This is a genomic window from Streptomyces sp. NPDC031466 (assembly GCF_055581265.1).
Genome location: NZ_JBVIJT010000003.1, coordinates 582,188 through 600,170, shown reverse-complemented (window position 1 = coordinate 600,170; position 17,983 = coordinate 582,188). Strand labels below are relative to the sequence as shown.

General features: G+C 71.5%; 13 protein-coding genes. 6 read left to right on the top strand and 7 right to left on the bottom strand.

Translation table 11 applies throughout. The features are described from left to right. Nucleotides 1-187: 187 nt before the first annotated feature. Nucleotides 188-805 (top strand): SIS domain-containing protein, encoded by a 618-nt coding sequence (locus ACZ5GP_RS08460; protein ID WP_468750055.1) that lies wholly within the window; start codon nucleotides 188-190, stop codon nucleotides 803-805. Then, entirely contained in the window at nucleotides 802-2,310 is a 1,509-nt protein-coding gene (locus ACZ5GP_RS08455; RefSeq protein ID WP_468750054.1) for an alpha,alpha-trehalose-phosphate synthase (UDP-forming), read from the top strand. Before ACZ5GP_RS08460 ends, ACZ5GP_RS08455 begins: the two co-directional genes overlap by 4 nt. Here the strand turns inward: ACZ5GP_RS08455 and ACZ5GP_RS08450 are convergent. Beyond that, nucleotides 2,253-6,488 (bottom strand): caspase family protein, encoded by a 4,236-nt coding sequence (locus ACZ5GP_RS08450; protein WP_468750053.1) that lies wholly within the window; start codon nucleotides 6,486-6,488, stop codon nucleotides 2,253-2,255. The genes ACZ5GP_RS08455 and ACZ5GP_RS08450 overlap by 58 nt on opposite strands. A gap of 131 nt (nucleotides 6,489-6,619) precedes the next feature. Here ACZ5GP_RS08450 and ACZ5GP_RS08445 point away from each other — a divergent pair, with 131 nt between their 5' ends. After that, nucleotides 6,620-7,468 (top strand): NAD-dependent epimerase/dehydratase family protein, encoded by an 849-nt coding sequence (locus tag ACZ5GP_RS08445; RefSeq protein ID WP_468750052.1) that lies wholly within the window; start codon nucleotides 6,620-6,622, stop codon nucleotides 7,466-7,468. Nucleotides 7,469-7,493: 25 nt separating this feature from the next. Here ACZ5GP_RS08445 and ACZ5GP_RS08440 read toward each other — a convergent pair whose 3' ends face one another. Then, complete coding sequence (locus tag ACZ5GP_RS08440) at nucleotides 7,494-8,351, bottom strand: NAD-dependent epimerase/dehydratase family protein (RefSeq protein ID WP_468750051.1); 858 nt, start codon at nucleotides 8,349-8,351, stop codon at nucleotides 7,494-7,496. 129 nt (nucleotides 8,352-8,480) lie between these two features. On the opposite strand from ACZ5GP_RS08440, the gene ACZ5GP_RS08435 reads away from it, so the two are divergent. Beyond that, a complete protein-coding gene (locus tag ACZ5GP_RS08435) occupies nucleotides 8,481-9,395 on the top strand; it encodes an antibiotic ABC transporter ATP-binding protein (protein ID WP_468750050.1) in 915 nt (304 codons plus the stop codon). Between the two features lie 41 nt (nucleotides 9,396-9,436). On the opposite strand, the gene ACZ5GP_RS08430 is transcribed toward ACZ5GP_RS08435, so the two are convergent. Next, complete coding sequence (locus tag ACZ5GP_RS08430) at nucleotides 9,437-10,672, bottom strand: hypothetical protein (protein ID WP_468750049.1); 1,236 nt, start codon at nucleotides 10,670-10,672, stop codon at nucleotides 9,437-9,439. Nucleotides 10,673-10,858: 186 nt separating this feature from the next. Between ACZ5GP_RS08430 and ACZ5GP_RS08425 the strand changes: the two genes are divergently transcribed. Beyond that, nucleotides 10,859-11,434: an alkyl sulfatase C-terminal domain-containing protein gene (locus ACZ5GP_RS08425; protein WP_468750048.1), complete on the top strand. Its 576-nt coding sequence runs from the start codon at nucleotides 10,859-10,861 to the stop codon at nucleotides 11,432-11,434. 225 nt (nucleotides 11,435-11,659) lie between these two features. Here ACZ5GP_RS08425 and ACZ5GP_RS08420 read toward each other — a convergent pair whose 3' ends face one another. From ACZ5GP_RS08420 to ACZ5GP_RS08405, 4 genes are read right to left on the bottom strand one after another with little or no spacing between them, the layout of a single operon-like run. After that, nucleotides 11,660-12,916 carry an ABC transporter permease gene (locus ACZ5GP_RS08420; protein WP_468750047.1) on the bottom strand — a complete coding sequence of 419 codons (1,257 nt, stop codon included), beginning with the start codon at nucleotides 12,914-12,916 and terminating at the stop codon, nucleotides 11,660-11,662. Further along, the gene (locus ACZ5GP_RS08415) at nucleotides 12,913-13,638 is read right to left on the bottom strand and encodes an ABC transporter ATP-binding protein (protein ID WP_468750046.1); all 726 of its coding nucleotides are present in this window, start codon (nucleotides 13,636-13,638) and stop codon (nucleotides 12,913-12,915) included. Before ACZ5GP_RS08415 ends, ACZ5GP_RS08420 begins: the two co-directional genes overlap by 4 nt. Then, nucleotides 13,635-15,011 carry a peptidoglycan-binding protein gene (locus ACZ5GP_RS08410; protein WP_468750045.1) on the bottom strand — a complete coding sequence of 459 codons (1,377 nt, stop codon included), beginning with the start codon at nucleotides 15,009-15,011 and terminating at the stop codon, nucleotides 13,635-13,637. Before ACZ5GP_RS08410 ends, ACZ5GP_RS08415 begins: the two co-directional genes overlap by 4 nt. Next, nucleotides 15,008-15,565: a hypothetical protein gene (locus ACZ5GP_RS08405; RefSeq protein ID WP_468750044.1), complete on the bottom strand. Its 558-nt coding sequence runs from the start codon at nucleotides 15,563-15,565 to the stop codon at nucleotides 15,008-15,010. The genes ACZ5GP_RS08410 and ACZ5GP_RS08405 overlap by 4 nt, the downstream gene beginning before the upstream one ends. Before the next feature lie 116 nt (nucleotides 15,566-15,681). Here ACZ5GP_RS08405 and ACZ5GP_RS08400 point away from each other — a divergent pair, with 116 nt between their 5' ends. Then, entirely contained in the window at nucleotides 15,682-17,949 is a 2,268-nt protein-coding gene (locus tag ACZ5GP_RS08400) for an ArnT family glycosyltransferase (RefSeq protein WP_468750043.1), read from the top strand. The last annotated feature ends 34 nt before the right edge of the window (nucleotides 17,950-17,983 follow it).

The following is a 17,983-nucleotide window of genomic DNA, read 5'->3' as shown; positions in this document are numbered from 1 at the left end:
GTTCGCACGTCAATGTCGTCGCGTGCTAGGAGCTCACTGCCTATGTCCTGGGTCCTCCGACACCAGAGCGCACCCCATGGCCGCCGTTTGCGAACAGGGTCCGGCGAACGTGTCGGATGAGCCGACAGTTCTCGGAAGCAGCCGACCTCGAAACAACCAACCTCGGTCGTCCCCGCAGACGCAATCCGTGGCACAGGTCTACGAACTCTTCATGCGGGACACCGTCGGCGGCTTCGGCGCGATCGACCCGGGCGCGCTCCACCAGGCCGTGACCCTCCTCAAAACGGCACGGCGCCGCCGCGCCCGGGTCTACATCATGGGCAACGGCGGAAGCGCCTCGACCGCCAGCCACATGGCCTGTGACCTGGCCAAGGGAATCGGCCGCACCAGACATGAGCGGTTGCGCGCCGTCGCCCTCTCCGACAGTTCCGCACTGCTGACCGCCTGGGTCAACGACAGCGGCAGCACCCTGGGGTTCTCCGGCCAGCTCGACACCCTGCTCGACCCGCAGGACGTCGTGATCGCCGTCAGCGTCAGCGGGAACTCGGAGAACGTACTGGCGGGCCTGGACACGGCGCGGGAACTCGGCGCCGCCACCATCGGGCTGCTCGGCTCCGACGGCGGCCGCGCCCTGCGTCAGGTGGACGTGGCGCTGCACGTGCCGAGTCGGGACTACGGCGTGGTGGAGACCGTCCACATCGGACTGCTGCACGCCCTGGCCAACGCCTTGCGCGGGCACCCGCTGACCGCCCCGCGGCCCCTCGCCACGGAGGCGGTCGATCTCGCCGTCGGGCGTTCCCAATGACGCGTGCGCTCGCGATCGCCTCCGATCGCGGCCCGGTCACCTTCGCCGGCGCGGGGCCACGACTGCGGGCGGAACGCCGGACCGGGAGCGTCACCGCCATCCTCGACGCCGCCGCCCGGGGGCTCCCCCGGTCCACCCTGTGGGTCGCTCCTTCGGACGCGGAGGGCGACCGGCGCGCCATCGGTTCCGCCGCACACGCGCAGCTGGCCCGCCGCCTGGGCTATACGTACACCCCTCACCCCGTCGACGAGCGCCGATACCGCGAGTACTACGACGACGTGGGTGTTCGCATGCTCTGGCTGGCTCTGCACGGGCTGTGGCCGGACGTGGCCGACACGGCCGCCCGGCCGCCGCGGACCGCTGCCTTCACCCGCTCCTACCAGCAGGTGAACCGAGGTGTCGCGGAGCAGATCGTGCGGGACACGCGGCCCGACACTCCTGTGCTCGTTCAGGACTATCAGCTGGCCACCACCCCCGGATTCATCCGCGCCCTGCGGCCCCGTCAGCCCGTCGGACTCTTCCTCCACACGCCGTTCTGCACTCCCGACGAACTGGCCCGGTTGCCGGACTCCGTCGCCGGGGCGCTCCTGGACGGCATGCTCGCCGCCGATCTGCTCGGCTTCCAGTCACCGCGCTGGGCCGCCGACTTCCTGGACTGCTGCGAGGCCTGGGGCCGGCGCGTACAGCGCGGCAGCACGGCGCCGGACATCATCGGCATGGTGACCGGCCCCCGTCGGGCACAGGACGGCGAGGTCGCGGCCCCGGCCCGCACCAGCACGGTCGGCTGCTACCCCGTGCCCGCGGACTCGGCGCTCCTCGCGGCGAACGCGCGGAACGCGCAAGTCGCCGCCTGGCAGAGTGAGTTGGTGCCGGATACGACCATCCGACGCATCGTCAAAGTCGACCGCATCGACCCCGCCAAGAACGTCCTGCGCGGACTGGAGGCGTTCCAGGACCTCCTGGAACACACGCCCGCGTTCCGGGGCCGGGTGGTCATGACGTGCTGTCTGACCCCGTCCAGGGAACGCATCCCCGAGTACCGCCTCCATGCCGACCGGGTCCGCCACCTGGTCGAGCGCCTGAACCACCGGTTCCCCGGCTGCCTCGACGTCCATGTCGGCCACGACCTGGCCCGGTGCCTCGCGGCGCTCACGTCGTACGACGTGCTGTTGGTCAACCCCGTACGCGACGGCATGAACCTCGTCTCGCAGGAAGGGCCGCAGCTCAACACGCGTCACGGGGCGCTGGTCCTGTCCCGCTCGGCGGGCAGCAGCGATCTGCTGGGGAGGCACGCCCTGCTCCTGGAGGACCCGCGCAACGTCGACGCGACCGCGAGGGCGCTGCGGGACGCTCTCGCCCTGTCGCCCGACGAGCGCCGGGAACGCGCCGCGGGGTTACGGAACGCGGTGACCGGCGGTGATCCGGTCCGCTGGCTCGCGCGGCAGGTTCAGGAGCTGAAGCGGGTGACGGCCACACCCCCGGCAGGCGTGCCGTCGCCGCGGTAGTCGAAGACGCAGACCTCCCGGCCCGTCCCGATGACCAGCCGGTTGTCGGGTGCCGCCGCCAGGGACCAGCCCGGCGCGGTCAGCACGAAGCCCTCCTGGCGCCGGCGGGTGTGCAGATCCCAGAACCGTACGACCCGGTCGTCCCCGACCGTCACCACGACCGTCCGGTTCCGCAGTCGCATACAGGCGATGGCGTTGGTCCCGGCCCCCGCGTCGCTGAGGCGCACCGGCCGTTTGCGGCCCTTCAGGTCCCACACGAACACCCCGCCGTCGTCGTCGACGCTGACCACGACCGGGCGCCCGTCCAGCGTGCCGCAGTCCAGGGCCCGCACCCAGCCCGTGTGACCGGTGAACACGGCGGAGGCCCGGCCCGTCTCCAGGTCCCACAGCCGGATCGAACCGTCGAACGACCCGGTCAACGCGGTCGGCCGGCCGTCCAAGGACGTGCACGCCACCGTGTTGATCCCGCCGGTGTGGCCGGTCAGGATGTCGCGTTCGGCAAGGGTGTGCAGGTCCCAGACCCGCAGCGTGCAGTCGTCGCTGGCACTGACCGCCACGGGCTTGCCCCTGATCTGCGTACAGGCCACGGAGCTGACCCAGTCGGTGTGCCCGGTCAGCACGGCGCGCTGGCGCCGGCTCGTCAGGTCCCACACCCTGACGGTTCCGTCACTGGCCCCGCTGACGATCACGGGTGAGTCATCGAGCCGGGCGCAGGCCACCGCCCGGACGAACCCGGTGTGCCCCTCGATGACCGCGCGCCGGCGACCGGACTCGATGTCCCAGGCGCGCACGGTCCGGTCGTCGCCCCCGCTGACGGCAAGGGCGTGACCGTCCGCGGTCACGGTGCAGACCGCGTTGACTCCGCCCGCGTGGCCCACCACATCCGCCTGGGTCTCCATCCGGGGGTCCCAGACGCAGATGGTGCCGTCGCTGGCACCGGTGACCACCGCGGTGCGCCCCTCGACCTCCACACCCGCCACGGCCCGCACCCAGTGCGTGTGCCCGATCAGCACGCTCAGCTCCACCTCCCGGCGCAGGTCCCAGATGTGGGCGTGGCCGCTGTCCGTGCCGCACACCACCACGCTCCGCCCGTCGAGCGTCATGCACGCCACCGCTCTGACCCAGCCCATGTCCCCGGAGAACAAGCACTTCTGCTCCAGGCTCCGCACGTCCCACACGCGTACGGTGCGGTCGTCGCCGCCGCTGATCAGCACGGGCACCCCGTCCAGCTCCGCGAAGGCCACGGTGTTCACCTCACCGGAGTGCCCCTTCAGTTCCACCCGTCCCACCTGGCGGCGCGCCGTGCGGCCGGACTCCAGGTCCGCGGTCCCGGGCACGTCCCACAGGCGTACGCTGCCGTCGCTGCCGCCGCTGGCGACCCTCGGCCTGCCGTCGATCTCCGCGCACGCGAGGGCCCGCACGGCCCCCGTGTGGCCGACCAGGAGCTGCTGCTCCCGCCCGCTCGCGAGGTCCCAGAGGCGGATGGTGCGGTCGTCGCCGCCGCTCGCCAGCGTCAGGCGGCCGCGGACGACGATGCCCGCCGCGACACCCACCCGGCCCACGTGCCCGCTCAGCAGCGTGCGCGCGCTCTCGCTCCGCAGGTTCCACACCCGGACCGTGCCGTCGCTGCTCGCGCTGATCCCGAGCGGTTCGTCCTCGAACCGCAGGTAGGTCACGCAGTTCACCTCCGCCATGTGGCCGCGCAGCATGCCGTGGAGGTTGCCGTCGCTCAGGTTCCACAGCCGCAGCAGGCCGTCCGTGCCGGCCGTGACGACATGGGGCCGGCCGTCGAGTTCGAAGCAGTCGGCGCTCTTGACGCCGTGGGAATGGTCGCCGAAGGACAACTGCAGCGCCGGATTGACCTGGGAACCGGTGGCCCACCGGACCTGCCAGGGCAGGCTCGCGCTCAGCTCCGCCGCCAGTTCCCGGGCCTGGTGGCTCGCGGCGTCGAAGGCGAGGATCTGCCGGCGGGTCAGGGGGTCGCACTGACGGTGCAACCTGAGCGAGGCACGGTAGACCGAGCGCACCATGCGCGCCTCCTCGGTGCCGACCCGGCGCAGCGCCGGTGCCAGCGTCACCGGATCGGCGTGCACCAGGAACTCCGGGTCGCTCAGCAGCTCGTCCAGGGTGCCGGCGATCGCCGCGTGGCTGGCGACATGGCTCCGGACGTAGGGGTGGGCGTTGGTCCAGGCGCGGTGCGCGCCCGACTCGGGCACCTGGTCGAGCAGGGTCGTGGTGATCCGGCGGTGGGCCTCGGTGTCGCGGCGGGAGTCCCGCAGGAACTCCGCGAGTGTCTCGTGGTACAGCCGGAACACCGATCGATCGCCCACGCGCACCTCGACGATGTAGGCGCCGGCATGTCCCAGGAGCCAGTTGATGTCCTCGTCGGAGCAGCGCACGCCGGCCAGCACCGAGGCGAGCGGTGCCCACAGGTTGTCCCAGGGCAGGCCCTGTCCTTCGGCGTAGGCGAGCGGTGTGAGCAGCCGCCGTACCCGCCACTCGTTGGCGCCGAAGCGGGAGAGGTAGGCGGCGAAGACGTCCTTCACCTCGTTGGGGAGCCGGCGGTGCCAGTCGGCCTCGGCGGTGTCGACCTGCACCTGACGGTTGATCAACGCGCGCGCCGTCATGTTGGCGACGAGGAAGGACTGCCCGGCCCGGGCTGCGACGCCGCCCGCCACCGCCGCGGCCAGGGCGGTGTCGTCCCGGTAGGGGGAGGGGCTGTCGGGGTCGTCCTCGGCCCGCAGCAGGGCCGTCACGTAGTCGGCCACGTCCTCGATGCCCGTGTACGCCGGCTGGTCCAGGTCGATGATCTCGACGGCGGTCCCCAGGGCCTCGACCGGTCCGCGCCGGGTGCCGACGATGAGCCGGACCTGCGCCATGGTGGACATCGGCCGCAGCAGGGCCCGCGCGATCAGGGTCGCCTCGGCCTGGTCCCCCACGGTGCCCGCCTCGTCCAAGGCGTCGAGGAGCACCGTGAACTGCGCGGACCGCTCCAGCAGGAAGCCGAGCAGGTCGTCCGGCGTGGCGGCCACGCAGCCCGCGGCCCGGCCCAGTTCGGCCACCACGTCGTCGAGGGTGCGGCGGCGCAGGTGGAGGTGGGTGGTGACGCACCCGGTCGGCGGCACGGTCCCGGGGGGCGTCCGCGCGTCGGGCGCCGACTTGTCCGAGAGGTGCAGAAGCCGTCCGAGCAGGGCGGACTTGCCCGAACCAGGCCCGCCGGTGACGATGCGCGCGCGGCGGTCGTGGGAAGGGCGGGACAGCCAGCGGGCCAGCGCGGTGAGGGCGGCGACGCGGCCGGTGAAGTACGAGCCCACCTCGCCGACGTACTCCACGCCGCGTGCGCGGAGGTCGAAGTGGGTGGATCGCTCGCGCCGCATCCGGGTGAGCGTCTCGACGTCCAACTCCTGGCCGAACAGGCCCGGCACGAAGTTGCGGTTGGGGAAGAACGGCGGCACCCCGGCCGTGTCCACGGAGGTGCAGCTCGCGTGCTGGTACGGGTGGTGTTCGTGGAAGTGGTCGTTGATCCGCTCGGTGATCTCCGACAGGTCGATGTACTGCTGGTGGGCACCTGCCCTCGGTTCGGCCAGTGCGCGGGCCAGCGCCCCGGTCAGGGCGCCTTCGTCGGCCTCGTCCCGGGCGCGGGCGCCGGCCAGCAGCCACAGGTTTCCCGCTTCCGTCGTGCGCCCGGCCGCCAACTGGTTCGCCACCATGGCGATGTCGGTCGTTCCGGCGCCGGCGTAGCACGTGTCGAGGACGAGGAGCACGCGGGCCCGGACCACGTCGTCGGCGAAGAGCAGGGCCAGGTCGTCCGTTCTGACGGCGGAGGACACCAGGCGGTTCTCGACGCTGTCCGAGCAGAGCAGGTAGTGGCGTCCGCCGCCGGCGCGCACGCCGTGACCGGCGTAGTAGAGCACGATGATGTCGTCCGGCCGGCGGTCCGCCGAGGCCAGCCACTCCTCCAGACCGGACACCAGTTCCTTGGCGGTCGGATTCCGGCTGCGGTCCCGGAGCACCCGCTCGTAGCCGAAGGAGGCGAACAGACTCGCCATGAGTTCCACGTCGGCGTCGACGCGTGGCAGGTCTTCGACCCCCTGGGTCGCGTAACTGCCGGTCCCGGCCGCGATCACGAATCTGCGGGGTTCCCCGCAGTCGGCTCCCGTTGGCTCGTTCGAGATCATGCGACCGCTTCCGCCCCCTCGGAACCTTGTCTCCGGTCGTACGATACGCCCCATGCAGGTGAATCGATAGCATTTCACCGCCTACGGGAAGAGACTGGGGCCCGGAGTCGGCACTGACGAATGGGGCGCGGATGGGCGATGCGGTTGCGGTGAAGACGCCCTTGCCGTTCACCGAGGGCCGGCTCAAGGTGGTCGTCACGGGAGCGGCTGGGCGCATCGGCGGCGGATTCGCGGAATTCGCCGCGGACCGGTTCGAACTGCTCCTGCTGGACCGGCCGGGGACCGACCTCTCGGGACTCGCCGCGTACGGGCGCACGGCCCACTGCGACCTCGCGGACCTCTCCCGGCTGACCGAACTGTGCCGGGGCGCCGACTGCGTGCTGCATCTCGCGGCGGATTCGAACACCGCCGCTGAGTGGGAGAGCCTGCTCACCGCGAACATCGTGGGCACGTATCACCTGTTCACGGCCAGCAGGGCGGCCCGTTGTCCGCGGGTCGTCTTCGCCTCCTCGGTGCACGCCGTCTCCGGTTACGCGCCCGGCCGCCAGGTCGCGCCGGACGCACCGGTGAACCCGGGGAACTTGTACGGGGTCTCCAAGTGCTTCGGCGAGGCGTTGGGACGCTATATGGCGGAGCGCCACGGGCTGACGGTCATGGCGGTGCGGATCGGCGCCTGCCAGAATCCCGAGGCCGCGAGGGCTCCGGATTCCGAATGGATGATCGGAACGTTCGTCGCGGAGCAGGATCTGCATCATCTCCTGGAACGTGCCATCCGGGTCGAGGGAATTCGCTTCGGAATCTTCCACGCGGTCAGCGACAACTGGTTCAAGCGCCTGGACATCTCCGCGACCCGCGAACTGCTGGGCTTCGAGCCGGCCTATGACTTCATGCGGCTCGCGCCGGCCTTCAAGGAGCTCTTCACCGATCTGCCTCACGGCCGTACCCCTTCCGGGACGGAGAGCGGCGGCGATCCGGACTGAGCGGAAAAGGACGCGCGGCCCGGACTCACCCGGCGTACACCTCCCGCCAGGAGCGAGCGGGACGCCGGCCGAGCAACTCGCGCGCTTTCGCGGAACACTGCAGCGACTCGAAGGTCCCCAACGGTCTTGTGGTGAGCTTCGCCCCCTCACCGAGAACGTCGAGCAGTTCGGCGGTGGGGCGGTCCGACAGAGTGTCGGGCGCCGCGATCATCAGGGCCGTCGCGCCCTCGACATCCGCCGTCAGCGCGAGCCGGCAGCTCATCGCGACGTCGTCGAGGTCCACGTAGCTCCACAGGTTCCACCGGCCGCGCTCGGGCCGGGCCCAGTACTCGGGCAGCGCCGCGTAGTCCGTCCGGTCCATGACGACCGAGAAGCGAAGTGCCACCAGGGTCATCCCGTGGCAGTGGGCGAAGTGGTGCGCGAGGCTCTCGCCGGTCGCCTTCGACAGGGCGTAGCTGGTCTCCGGGCGGAGGGGGTGGGCCTCGTCCAGGGGCAGGTGAATGGGGCCGCCGATCCGGAAGGGCGGGCCGAGCACGGTCTCGCTGGACGCCCAGACCACACGCTTGACGCCGTGCACCGCTGCCGCCTGGAACACGTTGTAGGTGGAGGTCGTGTTCGCCGTGAAGGTCGCCCCCTCGGCCAGCTCGGAGTGCAGGGTGTGCGAGTCGGGCACGCCCGTGGCGGCGAGGTGGACCACCGCGTCCACGCCGTCCAGGGCGTCGACGGCCTGCCAGAGCTCGCGCAGATCCGCACGCCGGTAGCCGGGCTCCTGCGCCCGCATCGGCGCGATGTCGACCGGGACGGTCTCGTGTCCGTGCGCGGCCAGTTCCGCCCCCACGGCCCGCCCGATCCGGCCCAGTCCCCCGGTCACCGCGACACGCATGACAACTCCCTTGTCAGCACCGGCATCTGACGCACCGCCACCCCCAATGCGCGAGTGGCGGGGGGACTATAGTCGTTCCGCCGACCACCCCGGAAGGTGGCCGCTCCGGTGCTCGTCCGAGGAGGTCCCATGGCGCGGATCGTGGTGGTACACGGGATCGCCCAGCAGTTCAAGGGCCCCCGAACGCTCCACGCCTCGGTCGCGCCCGCCCTGCGCGACGGCGTGACGGCCGCTCTCGGCCCGGCCGGACCGGTACTCGGCGACCACGACGTCGCATGCGCCTTCTACGGCGACGTGTTCGTCCGGCCCGGGACCCGGGCGACGTCGGTCCCGGCGTACGACGAGAGGGACGTGGAGTGCGACTACGAGGCGGAGCTGCTGCTGGAGTGGTGGCTGGCGGCGGCGCGGGTGTACCCGCAGGTGCGGGGCCCGGACGCGAAGTCCCGCGGTGTGGTCGGATACGCGGCCACCCGCCCGCTGACGCGACCGCTGGTACGCCGCGCGCTCGACGCGCTGACGCATGCGCCCTACTTCGCGCGGGTCGCGGAGCCGTTGCTCGTCTTCGGGTTGAAGCAGGTCCGCCGGTACTTCCACGAGCCCGACCTGCGGGAGCGGGTGCGGGCTGCGGTGGCCCGCGCCATCGCGGCGGACACCCGGGTGCTGGTGGCGCACTCGCTGGGCAGCGTGGCGGCGTACGAGCTGTTGTGCGACGAGGCGTTGCGGAAGGCGCACCCCGAGTGGCGGGTCTCCACGCTGATCACCCTCGGCTCGCCGCTCGGACTGCGCGGCCTGATCTTCGACCGCCTGTCGCCTGCTCCCCACCAGGGCACAGGCGTCTGGCCACCCGGAATCGAACACTGGACGAACATCGCCGACAAGGGCGACATCGTCGCCCTCGTCAAGCAACTCGCCCCCCGATTCGGCGCGCGGGTCCAGGACCATGAGGTCCACAACGGCGTCGAGATGCACTCCGTGAGCCGCTACCTCACGGCCCCCACCACGGGCAGGGCCATCGCGGGAGCACTTACCGGAACCACTCCCTGACACGGGCCGGGCGACTGGTCCGTGTCAGGGAGCGTGGGCCGTCAGACTCCGATCAGGTCGTAGGTACCCGTGCCGTCCTGCCTGCCGTTGGAGTACTGGCGCAGGAACTCCCCGTCGGCGTACCGGTCGTGGCCCATCATGGAGCCGGTGTACTTGTTCTGCAGACCGACCTTCGAGCTGCCCGGCACGTCGCGGTAGACGTAGAACCGCTGGAGGTCGTCCTCCGCGCAGGGGACCGTCATCAGGACCGCCCGGTCGATGGCCGCGTTCTGCTCGGGGATGCTCGCGCACCCGCCGTTGCCCCAGTTCCACAGGGACGCCTCGAGGACCCCGTCGCGCTCCGTCACGTTGCACAGGCGCCAGTGGTCCAGGTGGCCGCTGAAGATCGTCGAGGGCCGCAGCCGGACACCGTCGTCCGCCCGGAGCGGTGCGCCCCAGGACAGGGACTTGCCGGGTACGGCGATCTTGAAGGCGCCGCCCACGCAGTCCAGAGCGGCCTCCGCGCCGCGTCCGGCGGCCTTGGGCTGTTCGGCGGGCGTGCCGCCGGCGAGGGCCGGGCGCTGCACGAGACGGTCCCGCTTCTGCTTCGCCGTCGGCGCCACGGGGCCCGCCGGGCGCTCGGTCTTCGCAGCGGCCGAGCCGCAGTCGAGGAGGCCTTGTGCCTTGGCCATGATGCTGCCCGCGGGCACGCTGTCCTGACAGCGGACCGCGCCTTCCTCAAGGGTGGTGAAGGTGGTGAAACTGCCGCCGCCGGACCCCTCGAACCACTTCAACGCCCAGCTGCCGTCGCCCTGTTGGACGCGGTTGCAGTTGAGGCTCGCGTACGTGCCGGTGACCTTCTTGGTGCCCTTGTAGACGCCGTAGTAGCCGGGCTTGCTGAAGTTCCACGTGACGGCGTTCGACACGGTGCTGGTGGAGGAGGAGTCGACCTTCACGCTCAGCCCCAGGCTCGCGCCGACCTTGCCGAGGGTCTCGACGGCGAAACCGCCCTCGGCGTTGCCGTTGAGGCCGACGGAGACGGAGATGGTCGTCTGGGTGCTGGTGGTGACGGTCTGGGTGCCGGTGGTGCCCTCGGTGACGTACCAGCCCTTGAAGTGGGTGATCGTCGGGGACACTTCGGTGGTCTTGATGTACGGGTGCCGGGTGCCGAGGTCGGCGGCCGTACAGCTGTCGCCGGGCCGGGGCGCGGTCGTGCCGGTGGGCGCTGCGGCAGCCGGTGAGGCGGCAAGGCTCATGGCGGTGACCGCTACGGCGGCCGCCGTGGCGGTCACCGCCATGAATGATCTGCCTAAGCGGCCGACGGGTCCTGTGGAGCGCATCATTGCCTGCTTCCCCCTGGTCGGGTGGGTCCGGTCGGGGATGAATGTAGCGGCCACAGGAGGTGGTGGCATGAGGGCCGAACTGGCCACAGATGATCACGGAGGGGCTTGTTCCGCCCCCGGGGCCACCTCACCGTGCAGCTGGTGACGTCACGGGTCTGCAGGTGGGGGGGGCGGGTCAAGCAGTTCCAGGCCAAGGCCATGACCCAGCTCGGCTACGGCGCCGAGAACGGCACCTGGCGCAACTTCTTCCTCACCGGCGCCAAGGAAGTCCTCACCGGCCCCGGCGGCACCCCGAGCCAGGCCGGGCTCGACCTGATCCAGAGCCTCAGCCTGGACCAGATCTTCGACACCCTGGCCCAGAGCATCGACGGCCCGAGGGCCGGCCGGGAACAACGCGAACCGATCTCCCTGCGACGGCTGATCACGGAACCCCAGCAGCAGGGGGCCACCACCACGCTGCGCAACGGCGCCTTCATCCACGTACCCGGCAAGGACCTCCTGGTCGCCAAGCCCCAGGCCACCATCGCCCTGACCCGAAGCGCGCTCAACAAGATGCTGATCAAAGCGGCGGCCCGCGGCGGCTCCCTGCGAACCGCCTTCCAATCCGCTGTGGACGACGGCGAGATCACCGTATCCGGCGACGATCCGACGGCCCCCGCGACCGTGTTCGGCTACGTGACCAAGCCCGACACCGACTTCGCCATCGTCACCCCGTGACCGTGTGCCCCCAAGGCCCACGCCTGTCCCCTACGGCGCATTCGACGACGGAACAGTCACCATCATCCTGTATGACGTCTGACGCCCTCGGACCCTGAAGATGAGGCCCACCACCAATTCCGCGACCCGCCCGAAGGGTCGCGTGCCGCCGCAGACAGTGCGGTGCCCCTGCTGCCCGGGGGCGTCAGCAGGGGCACCGCGGCTCGGGGCGGAACGGCAGCGGGACTACGAGGTGGCCAGCGCTTCGGTGGGAGGCAGCCGGGCGGCTCGTACAGCCGGGTAGAAGCCGGCCAGGCCGCCGATCACGAGGGTGGCGCCGACGCCGCCGACCATGGCCCAGGCCGGCACCACCGTGGTCATGTCCTGGTACGTCGCGTAGCCGATGGTGACGCCGATGCCGAGCAGTACGCCGCCGATGCCGCCGAGTACGGACAGCAGCAGCGCCTCGGCCAGGAACTGGGTGCGGATCTGGCCGCGGGTCGCGCCGAGCGAGCGGCGCAGGCCGATCTCGGAGCGGCGCTCGAGGACGGAGATGACCATGGTGTTGGCCACGCCGACGCCGCCGACGAGCAACGCCACTCCGCCGAGGCCCAGGAGCAGGCCGCTGAGGGTGTCGTCCGTGGCCTCCTTCGCCGCCAGTACGTCGGAGGGGCGGGAGACGTCGACCTCGCTCGGGACCTCCGGGTTGGCGGTGGCGCCGAGCTTGGCCTGGACGTCCTTGACGGCGTCCTCCTCGGCGCGGACGTAGACGGTGGTGGGGTAGCCGTCGAAGCCCAGCTCCGCCTTCGCCACGCCCCAGCCGATCATGGCGTTGTTGTCCAGGGCGGGCAGCAGCTCGTTCGGTGCCAGGATCCCCACGACGGTGAACCAGCGGTCGCCGAGCCAGACCCTTACCTCCGGTCCGGCGTGGTGGATGTTCAGCTGGTACGCGGCGTTGGCGCCGAGCACGACGGCCGGGTACTTACTGTTGGCCGCGTTGAGCCAGCGGCCGTCGGTGAGTTCTCCGCCGATGGACTTCAGCAGGTCGGTGCGGGCCGCGGTGACGCGCAGGCCGCCGGATTCCTCCTCCGGCATCATGTCGTTGCGGTAGACCTTCGCGCTGGTCTTGCCGAGCGCGGAGACCGAGGTGACGTCCGGGATGTTGCCGATCATCGAGAGCGACTGCTCGGGCAGGTGCGCGGTGCCGCCGCCGAAGGATTCGCCGGGGGCCACCGTCAGCAGGTTGGTGCCGAGGGCGGCGAGGCGCTGGTTGAGGTCGTTGGTGGAGGACGAGGAGATGCCCACCACGCCGATCATGGCGGCGATGCCGATGGCGATGCCGAGCGCGGACAGGAACACCCGCATCGGCCGCGCGCGCAGCCCCGAGCCACCGACCCGGACCACATCGGCCGGGCCCATCCGGGCGGCCTTGGGGCGCGGGGGTGCCGGGAGGCTGCGCCAGGGGGCGGATTCGGTCTCCCGGGGCGGGGACACGAGGCTCATCGGGCGCTCCCTCCGGCCATCAGCTCGTCGGCCGCCGTGCCGACGGCCGAGTCGTGCTCGATCCGGCCGTCCTTGAGCCGGACCTCCCGCGGCAGCAATGCGGCGATGTCACGGTCGTGAGTGATGACCACGACGGTCGTGCCGGCCTCGTGCAGCTCGTGCAGGAGCTCCATCACCACCGCGCCGGAACGGGAGTCCAGCGCGCCGGTCGGCTCGTCGGCGAGCAGCAGCGGCGGGTCGCCGAGCACCGCGCGGGCGATGGCCACGCGCTGCTTCTCGCCGCCGGAGAGCTGGTGCGGCTCGTGGTAGAGCCGCAGGCCGAGGCCGACCCGGCGCAGTGCCCGCTCGGCCAGCTCGCGCCGCTCGGCGCGGGGCCGGCCGCTGTAGAGCAGCCCGTCCGCGACGCTGTCCAGCGCCGGTATGCCCTGCGCCAGGTGGAACTGCTGGAAGACGAAGCCGATGGTGGCGGCCCGCAGTGCGGAGAGGTCGCGGTCGCGCAGCTCGTCGATGTCGTGGCCGCCGATGCGGACCTTGCCCTCCGACGGGCGGTCCAGGGTGCCCATGATGTTGAGCATCGTGGACTTGCCGGAGCCGGACGGGCCGACCACCGCGAGCAGTTCGCCGCGGTGGATCACCAGGTCGGCGGAGTGCAGCGCGGTGAGCTCGCCGTACGACTTGGAAACCCCGGCGAGGTCGACCACCGGGTGGGACGCTGGGCTCACTTCGGGACCCCCACGACCGTGCCCTCGGAGATGCCGGCGCCGGAGACCTCCACCATGCTGTCGGCGAACATGCCGAGTTTGACCGTGACGTACTTGACGCCGTTCGGCTCCGAGGGCTTCACGACCTCGAGCGCGTAGCCTCCGCCGTCCTTCGCCACCAGGGCGCTGACCGGGACCGCGAGCACGTTCTTGCGGCTCTCCGACTTCAGGGTGACGTCGACCGACGCCGCCTGATAGCTGCCGAGGCCCTTCTGGTCCTTCACCTTCAGCTCGACGGGGAGGGTCGATGCCTTGTCGCTGTCGTCGGAGCCGGAGCCACCGGAGCCCGAGTCGCCGGACCCCTCGTCGGCGGTGTTCGAGGGCGAGCCGACCTCGGTGACCGTCGCCTCGACGCTCGTCCCGTCGGGGAGTTCTACCTGCGCCTTCGTGCCGTTCTTGACGAGGTCCTCGTACTGGGCGTCGAGGTCCACGGTGATGACCCGCTCGGTCCCGGTCCAGGTCAGCACCTCGCCGCTGGGTGCGGCGCCCAGCTCGGCCTTCACGGCGGAGACCTTCCTGGCCCCGGGGGCCACCACCGCGTCGCCCGGCTTGACGGTGCCGGTCTCCTCGCGGTTCAGGTCGTCCTGCCACTCCGTGACGGCGGCGGCGGTGTCGTCGTTGTACGTGGAGTCGGCGACGAAGCCGTCGTAGCCGAGGGCCTTCAGGTTCTGCTCGAGGATCTTGACGTCGCTGCCGGAGTCGCCGGACTTCATGGTGCGGTAGAAGGGGATGGTCCCGTAGAGCAGCGGCGTCTTCTGCTGGTTGACGCGGTAGACGTCCCCGCCGCGTTTGATGGTGTCGCCTGCCTTGGGCACCCAGGTGACGATCCCGGAGCCGCCGCCCGCTCCAGGCTTGGATCCGCCGCCGGAGGACTGGGCAAGGACGGTGGTGGAATCGCCGTAACTCAGGCTGCCGTCCACGGTCTGGGTGTCGGTCAGGGAGGTGCGCTGCACCTTCGCCGTCGCCGAAGGGCCTTTGGAGGCCTCGGGCTTGTCGTCCTCCTTGCCGCCCAGCGAGCCGCTGGCGGCGAGCCCCGCGGCCGCGGCCACGGCGATCGCCACCAGCACGATCAGGGTGGTGCGCAGCGGCCGCCGCTTGCGGTGACCGAGCGGCTCCTCGCCGCTGCCGGCGCCTCCCTCGCCCCCGCCGCCGGTGGCTGGCACGGGGGCCTGCTCCGCGTGCTCCGCGTGCTCCGGGGCGGAAGCGGCGAGCGCCGCCCCGGCTGGCTGCTCGGTGGCCAGAACACCGGGCTCGCGCACTTCCAGCACGGCGGCCGAGTCGCCGTCCGGCCCGCCGGGCTCCCGCAGTCCCCGGGTGTGATCGGGCGTCGTCACTGCTCGGACCCGTCAGTGAAGTACATCTCGCCGCCCGGGGACTTGTCCTGGCACGCCTGCGACGCCTTCTGCATCTTCGGGTCGTCGGGCATCATGCCGAGTTTGCCGAGCGGCACGTTGATCCGGGTGCCGTCGACCTCCGGGTCCGGGAACTTCGGGATGCCGTTCTTACGGATGCACTCGGCCCACGAGTTCACCTTGGAGGCGTCCATCTTGCCGCCGTTCTCCACGGAGCGCCCCTGCGGCATCTTGTCGCGGCAGGCCTCCATCGCCTGCAGGGTCTTCGGGTCGTTCGCGCCATTGCCGGGGTTCGCCTTGACCCGGCCGTCGGCGTCCTGCTCCGGGTCCGGATAGTCGGGGACGCCGTTCTCCCGCATGCACTTCGAGTAGGCCATCGCCTGGGTGAATCCCTTGTCCTTGGTTCCGGGGGACTTGCCGCCCGATTCGGCGGCGTTCGAGTCACCGGAGCAGCCGGCGGCACCGAAAGCGGCGACGACAAGAGCGGACGCGGCGATCAGGGTGTGCGCTTTGGCGCGCTTACGTGTGATGAGCATGGTGCCGTTTCTACGTGGGCGGCGGTCACACGGCGGACACAGTCGCGTCCGTCCAACTGTCCACTCCGCAAGCGTTTGTGACCGCACGGTTACCGAAGCCCTCACACGGTGGGGGCATGTCACTGACTGCTGCGGCCACCTACCCCAAGGCCTCCCCCGACACCGCCCCACCGCCCCACCGCCGTTGGTTCTGGCGCTCGCCCCCGGACCAGCCGTCCTGGGCCCGCCCGGCGCTGCTGGGGGTGGCCGCGCTCGCCGCCGTGCTCTACGGCTGGAATCTCGCCGGCAGTTCCTACGCCCCGTACTACTCGGTGGCCGCCCGCAGCATGTCGGAGAGCTGGCACGCGTTCTTCTTCACCGCCTTCGACCCGGCCGCCACCATCACCCTGGACAAGGTCGGCGGCTTTCTGTGGCCGCAGGCGCTCGCCGCCCGGCTGTTCGGCTTTCACGCCTGGTCACTGACACTGCCCCAGGTTCTGGAGGGCGTGGTGTCGGTGCTGGTCCTGTACCGGGTGGTGCGCCGCTGGCAGGGTCCGGTGGCCGGTCTTGCCGCGGCCGGGCTGCTGACCATGACGCCGGTGGCGGCGTCGATGTTCGGCCACGCGATACTCGATGCGTCACTCACCATGTGCCTGGTGCTGGCCGCGGACCAGTACCAGAAGGCGGTCATGACCGGCCGCCTGGGCCCGCTGCTGCTCAGCGGCATGTGGGTCGGGCTGGGCTTCCAGGCCAAGATGATGCAGGCTTGGGTCGTCGTGCCGGCGCTCGCCCTCGGCTATCTCATCGCCGCCCCGCACCCGCTGCGCAAGCGGCTCGGGCAGCTCCTTGCGGCGGGCGGCGTGCTGTTCGCGGTGTCGCTGTCGTGGGTCGCGCTGATGACCTTCACGCCGGAGAGCTCGCGCCCGTACGCGGACGGCACGACCAACAACAGCGCCTTCGCCATGGTCTTCGGCTACAACGGCCTCGACCGGCTCCACGACGGCCTGATCGACGGCTCGTTCAAGGGGACCTTCGAGGGCGGGTCGTCGTCGCAGGGCCAGGGCGGCGGCGCGGGCGGTACCAAGGCCATGCCGGACACCGACGGCTGGGGCAAGCTCCTCGGGCCGCGGTTCGGCGCCCAGATCGGCTGGCTGTACCCGCTGGCGCTGCTGTCCCTGGTTCTCGGCCTGGCCCGGCACCGCCGCGCCCCCCGCACCGACCAGCGGCGGGCCGGCTATCTGATGTGGGGCGGGTGGCTGCTCACCTCGGCCGTGCTGCTCAGCGCCATGGGGGTCCCGCACACGGCCTACGTCACGTTGCTCGCGCCCGCGCTGGCCGCGCTGGCGGCCGCCGGCATCGTGGCGATGTGGCGCCTCCACCGCACGGCGCTCGGCCCGCCGCAGACCCTGGTGCTGCCGGCCGCCATCGTCGTACAGGAGGCCTGGACGCTGCATGTGGCCGCGGAGTACCCCGGCTTCGTGCCGTGGCTCACGCCCGTGATCCTCGCGGCAACCGTCGCGGCCTGCGCGGCGCTCGTGTACGCGGTGCTGCCGGCGCCGCCGAACGCCCGGCTGTCCCGCCGGATCGGGGTCGCCGGGCTGGTGGCGGGCTGCGTCGCGATGTTCGCCGCGCCCACGGCGTGGTCGCTTTCGGTGCTGGACTCCCAGTACGCAGGTTCGTCCTTCGACGCGTACGCCGGGCCGCCTTACCGGCCGAAGGGCGGCAAGGCGGGGAAGAAGAGTGGTGGGCCAGTCGTATCCTCGGGCGGGGCGGTGGCTGCCGGGCAGCCGCGCCGCTCGTCGGGACCGTCCGGCGGCCCGAGCGGCGGGGACATCGCGGCCGGGCTGAGCAAGGAACAGAAGGCACTCCTGGCGTACGTCCAGAAGCACAACCGCGGCGCCGAGTACACCTTCTCCACCGACAACTGGCAGGCGGCGGCCCCGTACATCTACGCCAGGGCACTGCCCGTGCTGCCGCTCGGCGGGTTCACGGGCGGGGCCAACTCGGCGACCCTGGCCGAGTACCGCAAGCTGGTCGCGGACGGCAAGCTGCGCTTCGCGCTGCTGAGCAGCGGCGGCGAGAAGTCGGGCGCGTCGCAGGCCGGAAGCTCGGTGGGGCAGATCAACGACTGGGTCAGGTCCACCTGCACCAAGGTCGAGCCGAAGGCGTACGGGGGCCGGCCGGCGGGACCTGATGGCGCGAAGGCTCCGCGGGGATCTCAAGAACCGAAGGCCGCGAAGGAACCTCAGGACCAGAAGGGCCCGAAGGGGCCTCAGGACCAGAAGGGCGGCCCAGGCCCCGAGGCGCCGAAGGATCAAGCCGGATCGACGCCTTCGAAGGACAAGGCAGAACCGAAGCAGCAGGGCCGGGAAACCCTCTACAGCTGCTCCCCCGACGCCGTATGACGACGGTGACGGCGGCCCTCCCGGGCCGCCGTCA